The organism is Nocardia sp. NPDC003693 (genome assembly GCF_053981095.1).
This window is the reverse complement of record NZ_JBSFNO010000011.1, coordinates 134,133-147,257: the sequence shown is the minus strand read 5'-3', so window position 1 is coordinate 147,257 and position 13,125 is coordinate 134,133. Positions and strand designations below refer to the sequence as shown.

General features: G+C 68.6%; 14 protein-coding genes. 11 read left to right on the top strand and 3 right to left on the bottom strand.

Features of this window, described 5'->3' with window-relative positions; translation table 11 throughout:
* Positions 1 to 6: 6 nt before the first annotated feature.
* Entirely contained in the window at positions 7 to 390 is a 384-nt protein-coding gene (locus ACWDOP_RS15165) for a DUF1707 SHOCT-like domain-containing protein (RefSeq protein ID WP_456345565.1), read from the bottom strand.
* An 88-nt stretch (positions 391 to 478) separates the two neighbouring features.
* Between ACWDOP_RS15165 and ACWDOP_RS15160 the strand changes: the two genes are divergently transcribed.
* Both ACWDOP_RS15160 and ACWDOP_RS15155 read left to right on the top strand, forming a co-directional pair.
* Positions 479 to 1,339: a MerR family transcriptional regulator gene (locus tag ACWDOP_RS15160; protein ID WP_456345564.1), complete on the top strand. Its 861-nt coding sequence runs from the start codon at positions 479 to 481 to the stop codon at positions 1,337 to 1,339.
* A gap of 128 nt (positions 1,340 to 1,467) precedes the next feature.
* On the top strand, positions 1,468 to 2,004 hold the full coding sequence (locus ACWDOP_RS15155; protein ID WP_456345563.1) for a hypothetical protein: 537 nt from the start codon (positions 1,468 to 1,470) through the stop codon (positions 2,002 to 2,004).
* Between the two features lie 458 nt (positions 2,005 to 2,462).
* On the opposite strand, the gene ACWDOP_RS15150 is transcribed toward ACWDOP_RS15155, so the two are convergent.
* Entirely contained in the window at positions 2,463 to 2,789 is a 327-nt protein-coding gene (locus tag ACWDOP_RS15150) for a hypothetical protein (RefSeq protein ID WP_456345562.1), read from the bottom strand.
* A 213-nt stretch (positions 2,790 to 3,002) separates the two neighbouring features.
* On the bottom strand, positions 3,003 to 3,671 hold the full coding sequence (locus ACWDOP_RS15145) for a MerR family transcriptional regulator (RefSeq protein WP_456345561.1): 669 nt from the start codon (positions 3,669 to 3,671) through the stop codon (positions 3,003 to 3,005).
* A 263-nt stretch (positions 3,672 to 3,934) separates the two neighbouring features.
* Between ACWDOP_RS15145 and ACWDOP_RS15140 the strand changes: the two genes are divergently transcribed.
* The 9 genes from ACWDOP_RS15140 (at position 3,935) to ACWDOP_RS15100 (ending at position 13,103) form a co-directional block, all read left to right on the top strand.
* Positions 3,935 to 4,363: a hypothetical protein gene (locus tag ACWDOP_RS15140; protein WP_456345560.1), complete on the top strand. Its 429-nt coding sequence runs from the start codon at positions 3,935 to 3,937 to the stop codon at positions 4,361 to 4,363.
* Positions 4,364 to 4,424: 61 nt separating this feature from the next.
* On the top strand, positions 4,425 to 5,315 hold the full coding sequence (locus ACWDOP_RS15135) for an ROK family protein (protein WP_456345559.1): 891 nt from the start codon (positions 4,425 to 4,427) through the stop codon (positions 5,313 to 5,315).
* 178 nt (positions 5,316 to 5,493) lie between these two features.
* A complete protein-coding gene (locus ACWDOP_RS15130; RefSeq protein WP_456345558.1) occupies positions 5,494 to 6,633 on the top strand; it encodes a GAF domain-containing protein in 1,140 nt (379 codons plus the stop codon).
* 75 nt (positions 6,634 to 6,708) lie between these two features.
* On the top strand, positions 6,709 to 7,716 hold the full coding sequence (locus ACWDOP_RS15125; RefSeq protein WP_456345557.1) for a conjugal transfer protein: 1,008 nt from the start codon (positions 6,709 to 6,711) through the stop codon (positions 7,714 to 7,716).
* Between the two features lie 17 nt (positions 7,717 to 7,733).
* On the top strand, positions 7,734 to 7,997 hold the full coding sequence (locus ACWDOP_RS15120) for a hypothetical protein (RefSeq protein ID WP_456345556.1): 264 nt from the start codon (positions 7,734 to 7,736) through the stop codon (positions 7,995 to 7,997).
* Positions 7,994 to 8,410 carry a hypothetical protein gene (locus ACWDOP_RS15115; protein ID WP_456345555.1) on the top strand — a complete coding sequence of 139 codons (417 nt, stop codon included), beginning with the start codon at positions 7,994 to 7,996 and terminating at the stop codon, positions 8,408 to 8,410. Before ACWDOP_RS15120 ends, ACWDOP_RS15115 begins: the two co-directional genes overlap by 4 nt.
* Positions 8,410 to 10,923: an ATP-binding protein gene (locus ACWDOP_RS15110; RefSeq protein WP_456345554.1), complete on the top strand. Its 2,514-nt coding sequence runs from the start codon at positions 8,410 to 8,412 to the stop codon at positions 10,921 to 10,923. Before ACWDOP_RS15115 ends, ACWDOP_RS15110 begins: the two co-directional genes overlap by 1 nt.
* A gap of 21 nt (positions 10,924 to 10,944) precedes the next feature.
* Positions 10,945 to 11,820 carry a hypothetical protein gene (locus ACWDOP_RS15105; protein WP_456345553.1) on the top strand — a complete coding sequence of 292 codons (876 nt, stop codon included), beginning with the start codon at positions 10,945 to 10,947 and terminating at the stop codon, positions 11,818 to 11,820.
* Positions 11,817 to 13,103, top strand: a complete 1,287-nt coding sequence (locus tag ACWDOP_RS15100; RefSeq protein WP_456345552.1) for an NlpC/P60 family protein — start codon at positions 11,817 to 11,819, stop codon at positions 13,101 to 13,103. Before ACWDOP_RS15105 ends, ACWDOP_RS15100 begins: the two co-directional genes overlap by 4 nt.
* Positions 13,104 to 13,125: the final 22 nt, after the last annotated feature.

The window sequence follows — 13,125 nt, the reverse complement described above, 5'->3', positions numbered from 1 at the left end:
GCGAGTTCACGGCTGTCGGCCGAGGCGACGCCGAGCCGCGACCGCGAGTAGAAGGGCCATTGCGAGCAACAACGCCGTACCGAGCAGCAGCGACCGGGGCGGACTGTCGAGCACGAGCGCCGGCGTCACGGCCGCCACGGCGACGGCCCCGATCCGCACCGCCGATCGGGCGCCGGTGACGGCGATGAGCTCCGGCGGTCGCGGGGGCGCAGCGGGAAGATCGGTGAACAGCTCGGCCAGTTGCGGTCGGGTGCTCGCCCTTGCCGCGCGGGCGCAGCGCTCGTCGAATTCGGCGATGGTCAGCGTGCCGTTGCCGAAATGCGCGGCAAGCTCCGCCATGGCGCGCTCGCGGTCGGCCACGCCGACCCGGGTATGCGGCGATTCGCTCATCGAGAAAGAATAGGCGGGTCCATTTCGCTGCGCTGTGACCAATAGCCAAGGGTGGGAAGGCTTTACGCGTAGGGAGGGGGTGCGCGGCATGTTGTCGAACTCGGGCAGCGCGGCCGGCTCCGGCGGATATGGCAGCACGGCGTACAGCGCGAGCACCCGGGTTCGGATCGCATCGCTTGCGATGTGGTTCTATTTAGCCATGTCAGGAGCGGCCGAGTACACGATCGACGAGCTCGCGCGGGCCGCCGGAACCACGGTGCGCAGCGTGCGCGTGTATCACGAACGTGGTGTGCTGCCGCCGCCCGAGGTGCGGGGGCGGACCGGCTACTACGGGTCCGGCCACCTCGATCGCATCCACACGATCGGCCGTCTGCTCGACCGCGGCATCAAACTGAACGGCATCAAGGAACTCCTGGCGGCGCTCGATCGAGGCGATGACCTCGGGCACGTACTCGGTGTATCCGATCCTCCGGCAGCCGCGCGGCCGGAGTCCGAAATCTCCGGCGGACCGGACTTGATCGCGGCGACCGAACTTCAGGATCGGCTGTCCGACGTTCCCGATGGTCTGGCCCGGGTGGTCGCGGCGGGGGTGTTCCAACCGGTGGATGCCACGCACTATCGGATATCCGATCCCGAGCTCGCCGCGCTCATCGAGCAGTTGACCGCGGCCGGGATACCCGTGGCGGCGGTGCTGCGTGAAGTCGAGCGGTTGCGGTCGGATTGCGATCGCGTCGCGCGGCGGGCGGTGGATCTGGTGCGGGAGTACGCCTTCGAGCCCTATGTCGAATCCGGCCGGGGCCCCGACGATCACGCACTGTTCGCCCAGCGGATGGCCGCACTGGGGGCGATGCCGGGCCATGCCGCGGCCGCCCTGGTAGGCAGGCTCGTAGCCCAGCGTTTGGACCAGGATGTCGACATCGCGGCGGTCACGGGGACCTCGGGCGGCTGATTCGCGGGTTTCCCACCGGTGGTTGCACTTCGCATTAATGCGCCGTTACTTGGCGGTACATTAAATGGCGATATAAAGGCGCGGTGACCGTACCCGCGCCCACCCACCTGGTGGATAGGGAGACATCGATGATCACCGCATCGACTCGCGGCGGCGCCCGCCGCACGCGACGGGGAATCGGAGGCCGTTCGGCTGCCGCCCTGCTGGCCGCGCTGGCGGCCGTATTTCTGGCGCCGGCGTTCACGCCGGCGGTCGCCGAGGCATCGGGCCCGCCGTGCCTGTGGGCGGGTGTCTCGTATTCGCAGGGCAGCACCGTGTATGCCGGGGGATGGGCGTTCACCTGCGAGCGCGAGCCTTTCGGCACGCCCCGCTGGGCGCGCGGCGCACAGACCGCGGAACGCAGCACGGTTCCGAGTCCGGGGGCGCTGCACAATCCGGCGGGCGTATACAGCCCGGGGGCGCGACAGCCGGGTACCGAATACAACGACTACTGCGTCGGCAGTCAACTGCTCGATGGCTCCGAGGCGATCTACGAGGTGGTGCCGGCGGGTGGTTATCTGTATTGGCGCGCCGCCGGGCCCATTTCCTGGTGGAGTTTCGACGATATGTCCACGCGGCATGGCCCGTCCACGCAATCCGCCAGCCGGTGTTACGACAATCAATAGCGGCTGTCGAACCGGATCGGCATGAGAGCCTCGGTATCTTCCCCGCCCCCGCGCTGCGGTGGCGGGGTTCGGTTTTCCGGGCTTCGGGGTGTCTGAGGTCCCGAAGCCCGGGAAACCTTATGGTGCCACCGCCATCGGCGGGCACCCGAGACATCGAGCGGACACCGGTGGGAAATGGGGCAGTATCCCGCGGTGTCAGGGTCGTGCGCGGTGTCTCGGTGCGGCAGCCCGGGTGGTATGTGGGGAGAACCATCCGGGCGCACCGCACTCTACGGGGCCACGGCCGGTATCGATGTGCGGCTGTTCCCATGGCGGGGAAGGGTTTCGGCGAGCAGTTCGTTTGCGGCGATCGGGTGCGGTCGAGCCGTGCGTAGAACGACAGCGCGGAGGGGGCTTCCCGAACGGGCAGCCCCCTCCGCGCTGTCGTGCCGGCCGGCCCTTGACGCCCTGCGGTCGCCTCAGCAGCTGCCGAACGAGCCCGTGCAGTAGTTCCGGCGCGGCGGATGCCAGCCGTACTCGGGCGGCATGTCGAACCCGAACCACGGGGCGTGCCCGAAGCCCGGTGCGGTCGGCGCGCCCGGATGCCGTCCGTGCGGCGGCCGGTCGATGCCTCCCGGGCGGTGTGGATGCCGGTGTGACTGCTGGAACGAGAGACCCTGGTTCGATTCGCCGGTGTCGGCGCCGGCGTGTGCGCCGGAAACCACCATGGGCGCGGTCAGCACGGCGACGGCGGCGGTCAGCTGTACCAGTTTCCGGAAGGCGCCGGACGGAGTTCGGAACTTCATGCTTGGTCTCCAATGGAATGCGTTGTTACACAAGATATCTCGTTAGAAATTCTATTTCCGCCGGGGCGAGGTGGGCAGATGTGCTGTTACCACGGGTGGGAAGTTGCCGAACGCCTTGCCGATCTCCGGTGCGGCCCGGTGGACAGACATCGCCGAGCTGTGCGGCGGACCGGGCCGGCCGCGTGGCAAGGGCGGTGGTAGGCCCGCGCGTGGTCAGTCTCGTTGGCCCGGAAGGGCTTCGGCGTGTCTGGTCAGAGCCAGATCGATCAGCTCGGACGCGGCCCTTGTCGTCATGAGATGGGCGATCGCCAGGTTCGTCTCGAACGCTATGCGGTCCTTGGGCGTTCGCCCGGATTGCTCATAGGCGCGGCCCGCCAGGTTGTGGAAGATCGCGGCGGCGTGCCGCTGCACCACCTGGTCGCAGTCCGAGCGCAAGCGCTCGACCAGTTCCACCGTGGCCTGTATCGGCATCCCGGTGTCCACCAACCGCGTGGCCAGATCGCAGCAGCGGGGGTTGGCGAGTCGGTAATTCTCCAGGGGATCGTCACCGGCGGCCAAGGCGTGCCGGATGTGCTCGGGCAGCGCCTTCTCCGCATCGGGCCGCTGCTGTGCGTCGGTGACGGGCTGATCGGGGACGCCGAGGATATCGGCGAGACCGTCGCCGCGATCCCAAGCCTCGAGCAGCTCGCGGATCCCGTTGAGTTTCATTCCCCGGCTGAGCAACCGGCTGATGGTCTGCAACCGGTTGAGGTGATCGGAACCGTAGTAGCCGATGCGGCCTCGCACGTCGGGAGACGGCAGCAGCCCGCGCTCGTGGTACACGCGCACGCTGCGCACGGTCGTGTCGGCCACGCGTGCCAGCTCATCGATTGTGTACTCCACGGCTGATGTCCTCGGTTGAATCCTGCACTCGAATACGGCTCGGAATCTAATGTGCCGCTGTACAACGATGCAACACCGTTGAACCTAAGTCAACGTGCCGTTACATAACGGGATACCTATTGCGAGGTGGCCACGGGTCGGTTAACGTGCCTGGACCGGCGTTCGCCGCCGGGTTCCGGGGTCTGTCGAGCAGCCCTGACGACCGCTCGATCAGCGGGACGACATCGCGGAGTCGTTGCGTCCCTGGATTTCTGGAGTCGGCTATGAGCATCATCCCCATCACCGCATCCGGTGCGGCGGGAGCCCCCGTCCTGCGGCTTCGTTCGCATCGCCCCCCGTGCGCCGACGGACCCAACGACTGGGACCTGGACGTGGGCACGCCGGAGTCCTGGCGTGCGGCGGTGCAGACGTGTCACGGTTGTCACCTGCTCGCGCACTGTAAGCAATTGGCGCAGAATTTCATCGAACGTGGTGACGCCCCCCGGGCCATGATCTGGGCGGGTGTGGCCTATGACGGATCGGGCCGGGTCGTGGAGAACCTCGAGCGGCACCGCGCGGCCTCGGTGGATCACAAGCGTCCGATGCGCATCATCCGCAGCGGTGCCAGCCCGCTGCGCGCGGAGCCCGCGCCCGCCACGCCGCGACGCCACCTCACGCTGGGCCGCCCGCTGTCCGCGACCGGAACCGTATGAACCCGGTGCCGATCAACGCCGCGGTTTTCGCCGTGAAACCATTTGCACAAGAGGGGCGTTCATGACCGCGCTGGCATTCTCGATCGATGCGCGGTACCTGCGCGCCTGCCGGGTCGCCGACGACGTCGGCGTCGATGACGTGGTCCGGATGCCCGTGCCATCCGCGTCGGTGTGGCAACGGTGCCATGAGCTGTTGCTCGAGGCCGCCGCCGGTGCGGAGGTGACCGCGCTCGGCATCGCCTGCGCCGGGCCGATCGACATGGCGGCGGGTGTCGTGGCTCCGGTCGACATCCCGGAGTGGCGTGCGGGATTCGAGATCGTGGCGGCGGCGCGAGCCGCGTTTCCCGCCGCGGAGGTCCGGCTGGCGCTCGACGGGGTCTGCTCGGTCATGGCGGAGCGGGCCTTCGGCGCCGCTACCGCGGATGCCGACTCGCTCGTCGTCTCGGTCTCGGATCGCGTGTGCGGCGGGATCGGCGTCGGCGGGCTGGCGGTGGTGGGGCGGACCGGCAATGCCGGCAGCATCGGCCATGTACTGGTGCCGGGCTTCGATGAACCCTGCGACTGCGGCGGGCACGGCTGTCTGGAAGCGGTAGCAGGTGGAATCGCGCTGTGCCGCTGGGCAGTCGGGCGAGGGTGGTCCGGCCGCTCGGTCGCGGATCTGGTGCGGGACGCCGCGACGGGCGACAGTGTCGCGGCCGCCGCGCTCACTCGCGCCGGTACCGCGATGGGCCGGGCGATCGCGTCGGTGGCGGCGTTGCTGGACGTGGACCTCGTGGTGCTCGGCGGTGACTTGGCGGCCGCGGGGCCGGAACTGTGGAAGCCGCTCGGCGAGGCGATGGCCGCGCATGCCCGGCTCAGCTATCTGCCCGGATTGCGAGTAATACCCTCGCCTTTGGGCGACATCGGCGTCCTGGCGGGCGCCGGGGTCTTGGCGTTGACCGCAGTCGGCTGATCCGGCCTGTTGTCGGCCGGTCGCAATTCTCCCGTTACCGAATGGGTTTCGCGTCAGGGTAGGTTAAGTACCTATTGAATGTACCGCTGTTGAACGGTACGTTAACTCAGTAGGGTTTCGGCTCGGGCCATTCGGCTCGACGGCGGCGGGTACTGGCAGTGACAAGCGGAGCGGCTCGATGACTTCTTGGATCACGGCGGAAACACTGGCCGCCGATGCCATCACGGTGGCATCGGTGGGGGGTGCGCCGCGGGACTTCGCGGCATTGCAGCGAGTGGTGCAACGCCAACTCGCGAAGACGCCCGCGCTCTACGACGGTGTGACCACCGCCGTGATCGTCGAGGCCGTCGGCTTCGCCCAGCGGCGGGGTGAGGACATGGAACTGACCGTCCCGACCAGATCCGGGCCACATCGGCTGCGGATCCGGCCGGTGCTCGGTCCGGCCGGCGACATCCACGCGGTCCGGCTCTGGCTCGGGCCCGCTGCGTCGCCGTGCGCGGTTCCCGGCCCGGCGGTCGGTGCCATCTGGGATCTGGCCACCCAGACGCTGGCCGTCCCGAGCGGCATCATCGAGCTGGCCGGAGTCTCCGCCGAAGAATTCGTGCCCAGGATGTCCATCGCGCAGCTGTTCCAGCGACTGCCGGACTTCCACCGGCATGTCGAAGTGCTGGATCTGCTCTTCGATCCCACACCGGGCGCGAAGCTGCAATTCGACGCGACCGTCACCGACGGGGCCGGGCATCGTGGGCGCTGGCGTATCACCATCCGCGCTCGGGACGACGAACGCGGGCCGGGAGCGTGGTGGCTCATCGAGGACGTCACCACCGAGCAGGACGCCGCACACGGTCCGCCGCTCGAATGTATCGGTTTGCGGGAGGCGCATCGCCGGGCCGGGAACTGCCTGGCCGTCGTCGAACTCGAGCACGGCGGCATAGTGCACTGGCTCACCGATCCCGCGCCGTGGGTTCGGTGGGACTACCTCTTTCGCCCCGGGGATGTCTTCCATCCGCAGGACCGCGGCAAACTACGAGAACTGCGGGAGCGCGTCCGGGCGGGCGAGACGGCGGGGGCTACGGTGCGGACCCTGGGTTATTCCGGTGGGCACGAGCCGACATCATTGCTGCTGTATCCGTATCCGGGTTATTCCAGCCGATCGCTGGCGATCGGACAGTTCATCCGTGCCGTGGAGAACTTCCCGCAGTTCGCGCCGATTGCCCCCGACGCCGAAGAAAGCAACGGGGGCGCGCCCATCGGTTACGACCAGCAGTTGCGCCACCGGCTGCTCTCCGCCCGGTCCCGGCGCGGAGCGACGCGCTAGTCGAATTCCCAAGGGTGAGAATAGCTTCGAGTCGAAGGCCATGCTGTGATCCCTACCATTTCGAGAGTGAGAACAATGGGCGGACCAGAGCCGGATTCGGGCGAGCAATTGCTCCGGCGCATGGCCGCCCGCCGCCGCCGCGACAAGATTGTCGTCGTGGTTTTCGCGTTGCTCGCGGTGCTCGGCGGTGGCCATGCCGTTGTCGACGCCTTCTCCACTCCGCCGCCCGGGCCGTCGGAGAATTCGACGCTGACCCTGACCGGCCGAGCGCGATTGGCGGAATCGTTCGCCCGTGAATTCGTCGTGCTCTACCTGAGCGCGGCTGCCGGCCAACAGGATCGGATCTCGGAATTCGTCGGCGGGGCGCAGCAGGCAGGATTGCCGAGCGCGGGGCGGGCGGTGTCGGATCCGAGCGTCGTGTACACCACGCGCACGCTGTCCAGTGGAAGCGCCGATGTCTGGGCGGTAACGGTGTCGGTCCGGGTCGCCAAGCGCACCGGAATCGCGGAGAATCCGCGGCAGTATTACCGGGTCGCGGTATCGGTGATCGACGGCCGATTGCGGGCACTGTCGTTGCCGGCGGCGGTCGAACCTCCAGGCCGGGGCGCCGATCTCGCTCTCGCCTATGGCACGCCGTGCGCCGCCGATACCCCGCTGGCACAGGTGGCGGCCGGGTTTCTCCGCGCGATGCTGACCGGCTCGGGGGAGATCGGCCGGTACACCACGCCGGATTCGGGAATCGCCGCACTGCATCCCACCCCGTTCAGCGCGGCGGAGGTCACCACGGTGAGCGCCGAGGACCCCGAGTGCGGCGCGAATTCGGCCGACGCCAGGGTCCTGGCGAACATCGAACCCAAGGCGGACGGCGCGACCACCCCGACGCTCTCCTACCCGCTGAGTATGGTCCGGGTAGCCGGGCAGTGGCAGGTCAGATCGGTGGATCCCGTTCCAGCGCTGCGGATTCCGCTGACTGTCGCGGTGGGTGATGATCGCACCGGCGGCGCGGACACGCAAGGTTCGCCCAATTCCCCGCCCCGTTCCGCGACCACCACGGTGGCGATTCCGCCGGCAACCCAGAATTGATCTGAAGGGACATTCCGATGGGCACTCAACTGGGCACCATTCTCTACGGCTGGCTGCTCGTCTTCCGCTGGCTCGGACTCATCGTCCTGACCATCGCCGCAATGGCGATCCTGATCTCCGAGTCGGCCAAGAGCAGACTGTCCTTGGGCAAGGTGCTCGCGGTTGCGGCGTCGGGGGTCGTCGCGGCAGTGGTGTTCTGGATCCTGCCCACCATGGTCAACTACGCACGTGTGGATTCGGGAACCATTGTTCCGGACCACCCGGTCGGCGGCTATCGATGAGCCAGGTGATCAAGGTGTTCACCCCGGTGAAGCGGGTGCCCACCGTGATCGGAAAGGCGCAGAACGGTCAGCGCCTGCCCTTCGGCCCCTATACGCTGCCGCAGGTCGCGACGGCCACAACGCTCCTGCTGATCACCTCGGTCTGTGCGTTGAACAGTCCGCTCAACCCCGCCGTCAGCTTCGTCGGCGGGGTCCTGGTCACCGCGCTCGCTGTTTTCGCGCTGGGCCTGGTGCCCTACACCGGTGTGCGCCTGACCTCGCGGGCGTTGTGGATATGCCGGCTCGTGCTGACGCGCAAGCCGGTATCCGCGTCCGGGATGCCGGTCGACACCGAGTCGGTGCGCAACACCCTGTTCGTAGCGGAGTCGATCGTCGTGCTGCTGCCCGATCCGGGTTCCCGGGACGGGCGCTGATGGCCTTCGATCGTGATCTCCAGCCCACCGCCGCGATTCGCGGGAATCTCCAGTTCACGCACGCGGGCTTGGTCACGGCAACCTATTTCGTCGATCCACTCGGATACGGATTGCGAAGCGCCGGTGACAAATTCGACGTGAAGGCGGCACATCACGCGTTGATCACCAATCTGCCGGACGGTTCGCTGCTCCTGGGCATTCACGCGCGTTTCAACACACTCGACGTCTTGAGCAAAATGGTCGAGGGAGTCGACCTGGACGAATGCGAGGACTACGCGCTAGAGGTCGTCGCCGCCTTCGAACGGGTGCGGACGATCGGACCGCAGACCCGAATTTTCCTGCTTTCGATTCCGGTCGGGTCGATCACCGCGGGCATGTCGGGCCTGGCGCGAATCTGGCGTGGTGGCAACGGCGCCGACGCCGGCGCGATATCCCGGGCGGATATGCGGGCCTACGAGGACAGGGCCGCCACCATTCTGTCCCGGATCGGCGGCGAGTTCTCGCCCGCGCCGGTCCCGGCCGCGCTCTTCCAATGGCTGTGGGAGCATTATCTGTCCCGGGGCGCTGCCGGTGACCCGGTCGCGCCCACCCGGGTGGGCGCCCTGGACGACGCCACGGCCGCGGTCTTCCGGTCGGCCGCGCTCGACGAAGGCGCGCAGGCCGACAGCGGCCGGCGGATGCGCCGCTCGTTCGTGCCGATCATCAAGGTGGTGCAGCCCGATCACGAGCATCGGCCCTCGTACCAGTCGCTGCTCACTCCGCACTCGTTCCCGTACGCGGGCATGGCGTTTCCCGGCGGCAGCGAATTCCTCAACGTTCTCGAGGGCCTGGGCGAGGTCACCGTCGATTGGGGCATTCGCGTCGCCACCCGCCCGGCCGATCAGGTGCTGCGCAACAACGAGACCAATCTGCGCCGGCTCGGCGAGCAGATGGACCAGCGCGATCAGGACGTCTCCTTCGCTCAGAACACCCTGCTGTCCAAGGCCCAGATGCTCGGTGAGTACAACCAGCACTTCGAGGTCAACGGCGGTGAATCGGAGGTGTCCTTCACGACGGTGATCGCGGTCGGCGGGCCCACGCGCGAGATCACCATGGACGCGGTCAATCAGTTGAAGCGCCGCTACAAGCGCTTTCAGATCGATCTCGCGGTCCCGCTCGGCGCGCAGGTCGACCTGTGGTCGATGCTCGTACCGGGCAGCCCGCCGCGCCGCGCCTTCGACGATTTCGCCCATATCGTGCCCTCCGACATGTGGGCGGGTTTCGTGCCCTTCACCACCAGCCAGATCGGGGACGACAGCGGACCGGTGATCGGGGTGAACCTGATGTCGGGGCACTTCGAACCGATTCATTTCGGAATCATGGAGGCCGCGCTACACGACCTGTCCGCCTCGTTCGCGGTCACCGGCGAACTCGGGTCGGGCAAGTCCTACCTGCTCAAACTCATCGCGGCACTGGTGCACGACATGGGCGGGCAATTCCTGGCCATCGATCGCAGTCAGGTCGGCGAGTGGGAGCACTTCGCCGGGGCGATCGACGACGCGGTGGTCATCGACCTGGCGAATCCGACGGTGTCGCTGGATCCGCTACGACTGTTCGATCCGCGGATCGCCGGCGAGCGCGCCCTGGATTCGATTCTGCCGCTGCTGGATCTGTCCCCGACCTCGGGTGCGGGCGCCGTGGCCAGTACGTTGCTCACCCCGCGCGGGATAGCCGAGCACGACATCGGATCGTTGCTGCGCCTGTACCAGGTCGTCTCGCGGCTGCGGGACACACCCGGCCTGAGCGAGGAATACGCCGATCTGGCGGCCCGGCTGGGAACCGTCGCCGATCGGGTTCCGGTACTGTTCGATCCGGCGCTCGCACCGCTTCGGCTCGACGCAGCCGCCACCGTCGTGCGCAGTCACCAGGTGGCATTGCCCACCGCCGAGGAGTTGACCACCCCGCACCTGTACAACCGGCTGCCACTGACCAAGCGACTGGGGACCGCGCTGTACGAGCTGGTCGGCACCGCCGCGCGCGAAGCGTTCCTGCGTGACAACGGCCGATTCGGTCTGCTGATCGGCGATGAGGCGCACCACTTCACGCAGACGCAGGTGGGGGCCGCGGTCACCTCGGACTTCAGTCGGGACGGTCGCAAGCATCTGGCCGCGATCGGCCTGGCCTCGCACGATCCGGCCGCCGATTTTCAAGGGGCGGCCCACAATCTCATACCGAATCGATTCGTCTTCCGTCAGCGCGACGAGACCCTGGCGCGAAACAGCCTGGCCTGGCTCGGGGTCGATCTCGAGGAGGCGCCGTTCCTGTTGCAGATTCTGCGGGAGGAGACCTCGCCGCCGATCGGGCCCGGCAGACAGGTTCCCGAGGAACGGCGGGGCGAGATGTTCATGCGGGACGCGCTGAACCGCATCGGGCGCGGCAAGATCCTGGGGCCGGCCCGGCCGGACCGGGCGGCGGCGATCACCAGCACGCCGGGCGCGACCCGTGCGGGTGCGGTCGACCGGCGGATCGGCTGACGAGATGACCGGTGGCGGAGAATGATTCGGCGTCTGGTCGTCCTGGCCACGGTCCCGCGTTGGGTGGTGGCGGTGGCGGTGGTGGCGGCACCGGTCGGATTTCTGTTCGTCGTGGTGGTGCTCGCATTCGGCGGCATGAACTCCGAGGTATCCGCCGACCTGCGGTATCAATGCGACAGCGCGGTGGGTCCCGACCCGTCCGGGTCGCCGGTCACCGCTCACCGTGCGACAGCTTCGGCTCGGACCGCCGTGGTTACCGCACCGCCGAGCGTGAATCCCTATGCGCGACTGACCACCCCCTCGATCGCGAGCGAACTTTCCGGGTGGGAGCGGGCGTGCGTGGCCGCGATGGCCTCGGCCCCCTACCAGTTGCCGCCGCTCTCGACGCCGAACACCGGTGTGGCCGCGGATTGCGCTCGAAAGATCGCGGTGAACCTGGCCGCCCAGTCGGCCACGATCACCGGTTCGCGGCCGATCGACCAGGGGGCGCTGGCAGCGGTCGTGATTCCGCGGGCGTCGGCGGCCGCGCTCGGCGCCGGCTGTACGCCGCTGCCCGGTGCGGACTCAGGCGACATTGCCGCCCTGCTGGACGAGAACCTCGACTCGGCCGGCCGGGCCACGCCCGGCTGCGGGTCAGCGACCTCTACGGGACCGCTGCGTCTGCCGAATACCGCTGCCGCGCAGAGTATTTGCGGGCAACGCGTCGACCCGGCGGCGGTATCGCCGGGTGATCTCGTGTTCTGGGACTATCGGGGCTACTCGCCCGCTCGTGCGGGGGTCGCGGTCGGGGCGGGGCAGCTGGTGACCTGCGACCCGTCGACCGGATACGTGGTGTTGTCGGACCTGCCCGGCCGGGCCGATGTCCGTGTCAAACGAGTTCTCGGAGGTGGCCGGTGACGGGAGCGGCGGACGTGCCGGAAGCGGAAGCCGGTTCCCGATCACCGTGGAGCGGAGCGGGTTCCGCCGCCGCGCCGCCGCGGCACGCGGGTGCAGCGGAGCCCGCCGAGTACGGCGGGGTCGTCGCGGAGGCTCCCCCCGCCGAGGACGCGGGCTCCGAGGAGGTCGGTATCGCGAGCGTCGCGCCGCCACCACAGGAGCCGGGATCGAGCGGCCAGGTCGTGCCGGCCCTGGGCGCGAGGACGGTGTTCCCCGCCGGTGGACCGCTCGGCGGTCTGCGTGGCGGAAATGGCTCGGGGTCAGGACTTTCCAATGGTGTCACCGCGGGGGCGGGTAGCGCCGGTGTGGCGACGGCCCCGGCGAGCGCGGCGCCGGTCGGCGAGCTGACCCCGCAGGCCCGAGCCGCCGTGGACGCGCTGAAGATGCTGCGGGACGCGTACGGCCGCGGCGCGGGCGGAACCCCGGGCGCGGTGGGGCCGGGCGGGGGAGCGGCGAGCGGCGGCGGACAGGGCGCCACCGCCGCCGGGTTGGCCGCCACACAGCTCTATCAGCGCACGCTCGCCACCGCATTCCACAATCTGGACAATCAGCTGGCGAACTATCTGATCGGACTGTCGGGCAAGAACAGTATCGATCGGGCGGCGTTGCATCGGCTGCTGCGCGATCTCGACGTCGCCCTGGCGGAGGTCGGGCCGACGGCCTACACGGCGGCGGGGCGCGAGCGTGTGCATGCCATCCTGACCGCGGCACTGCGTCGGGGCCAGCAGCTGACTTCCGGTTCGCAAGCGACCGCCGCCGAGACCGCGGCCGCGATCGACCAGCTCACCCTGCAGTACCTGTACAACATCAACGGCCGCGACTACCCGGCGGCGCTGTTCGCGCCGGTGAGCGGAGCCGGGCCGGTCTCGGCGGCGGGGACGAGCGCCGCCGGGCAACGCGCGCTATCGGTAGCGATGGCGCAACTCGGCAAACCGTATGTGTGGGGTGCGCAGGGGCCGAACGCGTTCGACTGCTCCGGTCTCACGCAGTACGCGGCGCGCTCGGCAGGTGCGAGCATTCCGCGCACCTCGCAGGAACAGTACCGGCAACTGCCCAAGGTGAACCCGGCCGATATCAGACCCGGCGACCTCATCTTCCCGGGCGAGCGGTTCAATGGCGGGAATCCCACGCACGTACTGATGTACATCGGCAACGGGCAGTGCGTGGAAGCGCCGCGCACCGGGTTGAATGTTCGAGTCACCAAGCTGCCCAGCAGTTACGCGGCTACCAGGTGGATGAACTGACTCCGGGTGCGCGCACCCGGAG

Excerpts from the sequence above, each read along its gene's own strand:
- ACWDOP_RS15165 (WP_456345565.1), bottom strand. The coding sequence starts at position 390 with ATGAGCGAATCGCCGCATACCCGGGTCGGCGTGGCCGACCGCGAGCGC.
- ACWDOP_RS15160 (WP_456345564.1), top strand. The coding sequence starts at position 479 with ATGTTGTCGAACTCGGGCAGCGCGGCCGGCTCCGGCGGATATGGCAGC.
- ACWDOP_RS15155 (WP_456345563.1), top strand. The coding sequence starts at position 1,468 with ATGATCACCGCATCGACTCGCGGCGGCGCCCGCCGCACGCGACGGGGA.
- ACWDOP_RS15150 (WP_456345562.1), bottom strand. The coding sequence starts at position 2,789 with ATGAAGTTCCGAACTCCGTCCGGCGCCTTCCGGAAACTGGTACAGCTG.
- ACWDOP_RS15140 (WP_456345560.1), top strand. The coding sequence starts at position 3,935 with ATGAGCATCATCCCCATCACCGCATCCGGTGCGGCGGGAGCCCCCGTC.
- ACWDOP_RS15135 (WP_456345559.1), top strand. The coding sequence starts at position 4,425 with ATGACCGCGCTGGCATTCTCGATCGATGCGCGGTACCTGCGCGCCTGC.
- ACWDOP_RS15130 (WP_456345558.1), top strand. The coding sequence starts at position 5,494 with ATGACTTCTTGGATCACGGCGGAAACACTGGCCGCCGATGCCATCACG.
- ACWDOP_RS15125 (WP_456345557.1), top strand. The coding sequence starts at position 6,709 with ATGGGCGGACCAGAGCCGGATTCGGGCGAGCAATTGCTCCGGCGCATG.
- ACWDOP_RS15120 (WP_456345556.1), top strand. The coding sequence starts at position 7,734 with ATGGGCACTCAACTGGGCACCATTCTCTACGGCTGGCTGCTCGTCTTC.
- ACWDOP_RS15115 (WP_456345555.1), top strand. The coding sequence starts at position 7,994 with ATGAGCCAGGTGATCAAGGTGTTCACCCCGGTGAAGCGGGTGCCCACC.
- ACWDOP_RS15110 (WP_456345554.1), top strand. The coding sequence starts at position 8,410 with ATGGCCTTCGATCGTGATCTCCAGCCCACCGCCGCGATTCGCGGGAAT.
- ACWDOP_RS15105 (WP_456345553.1), top strand. The coding sequence starts at position 10,945 with ATGATTCGGCGTCTGGTCGTCCTGGCCACGGTCCCGCGTTGGGTGGTG.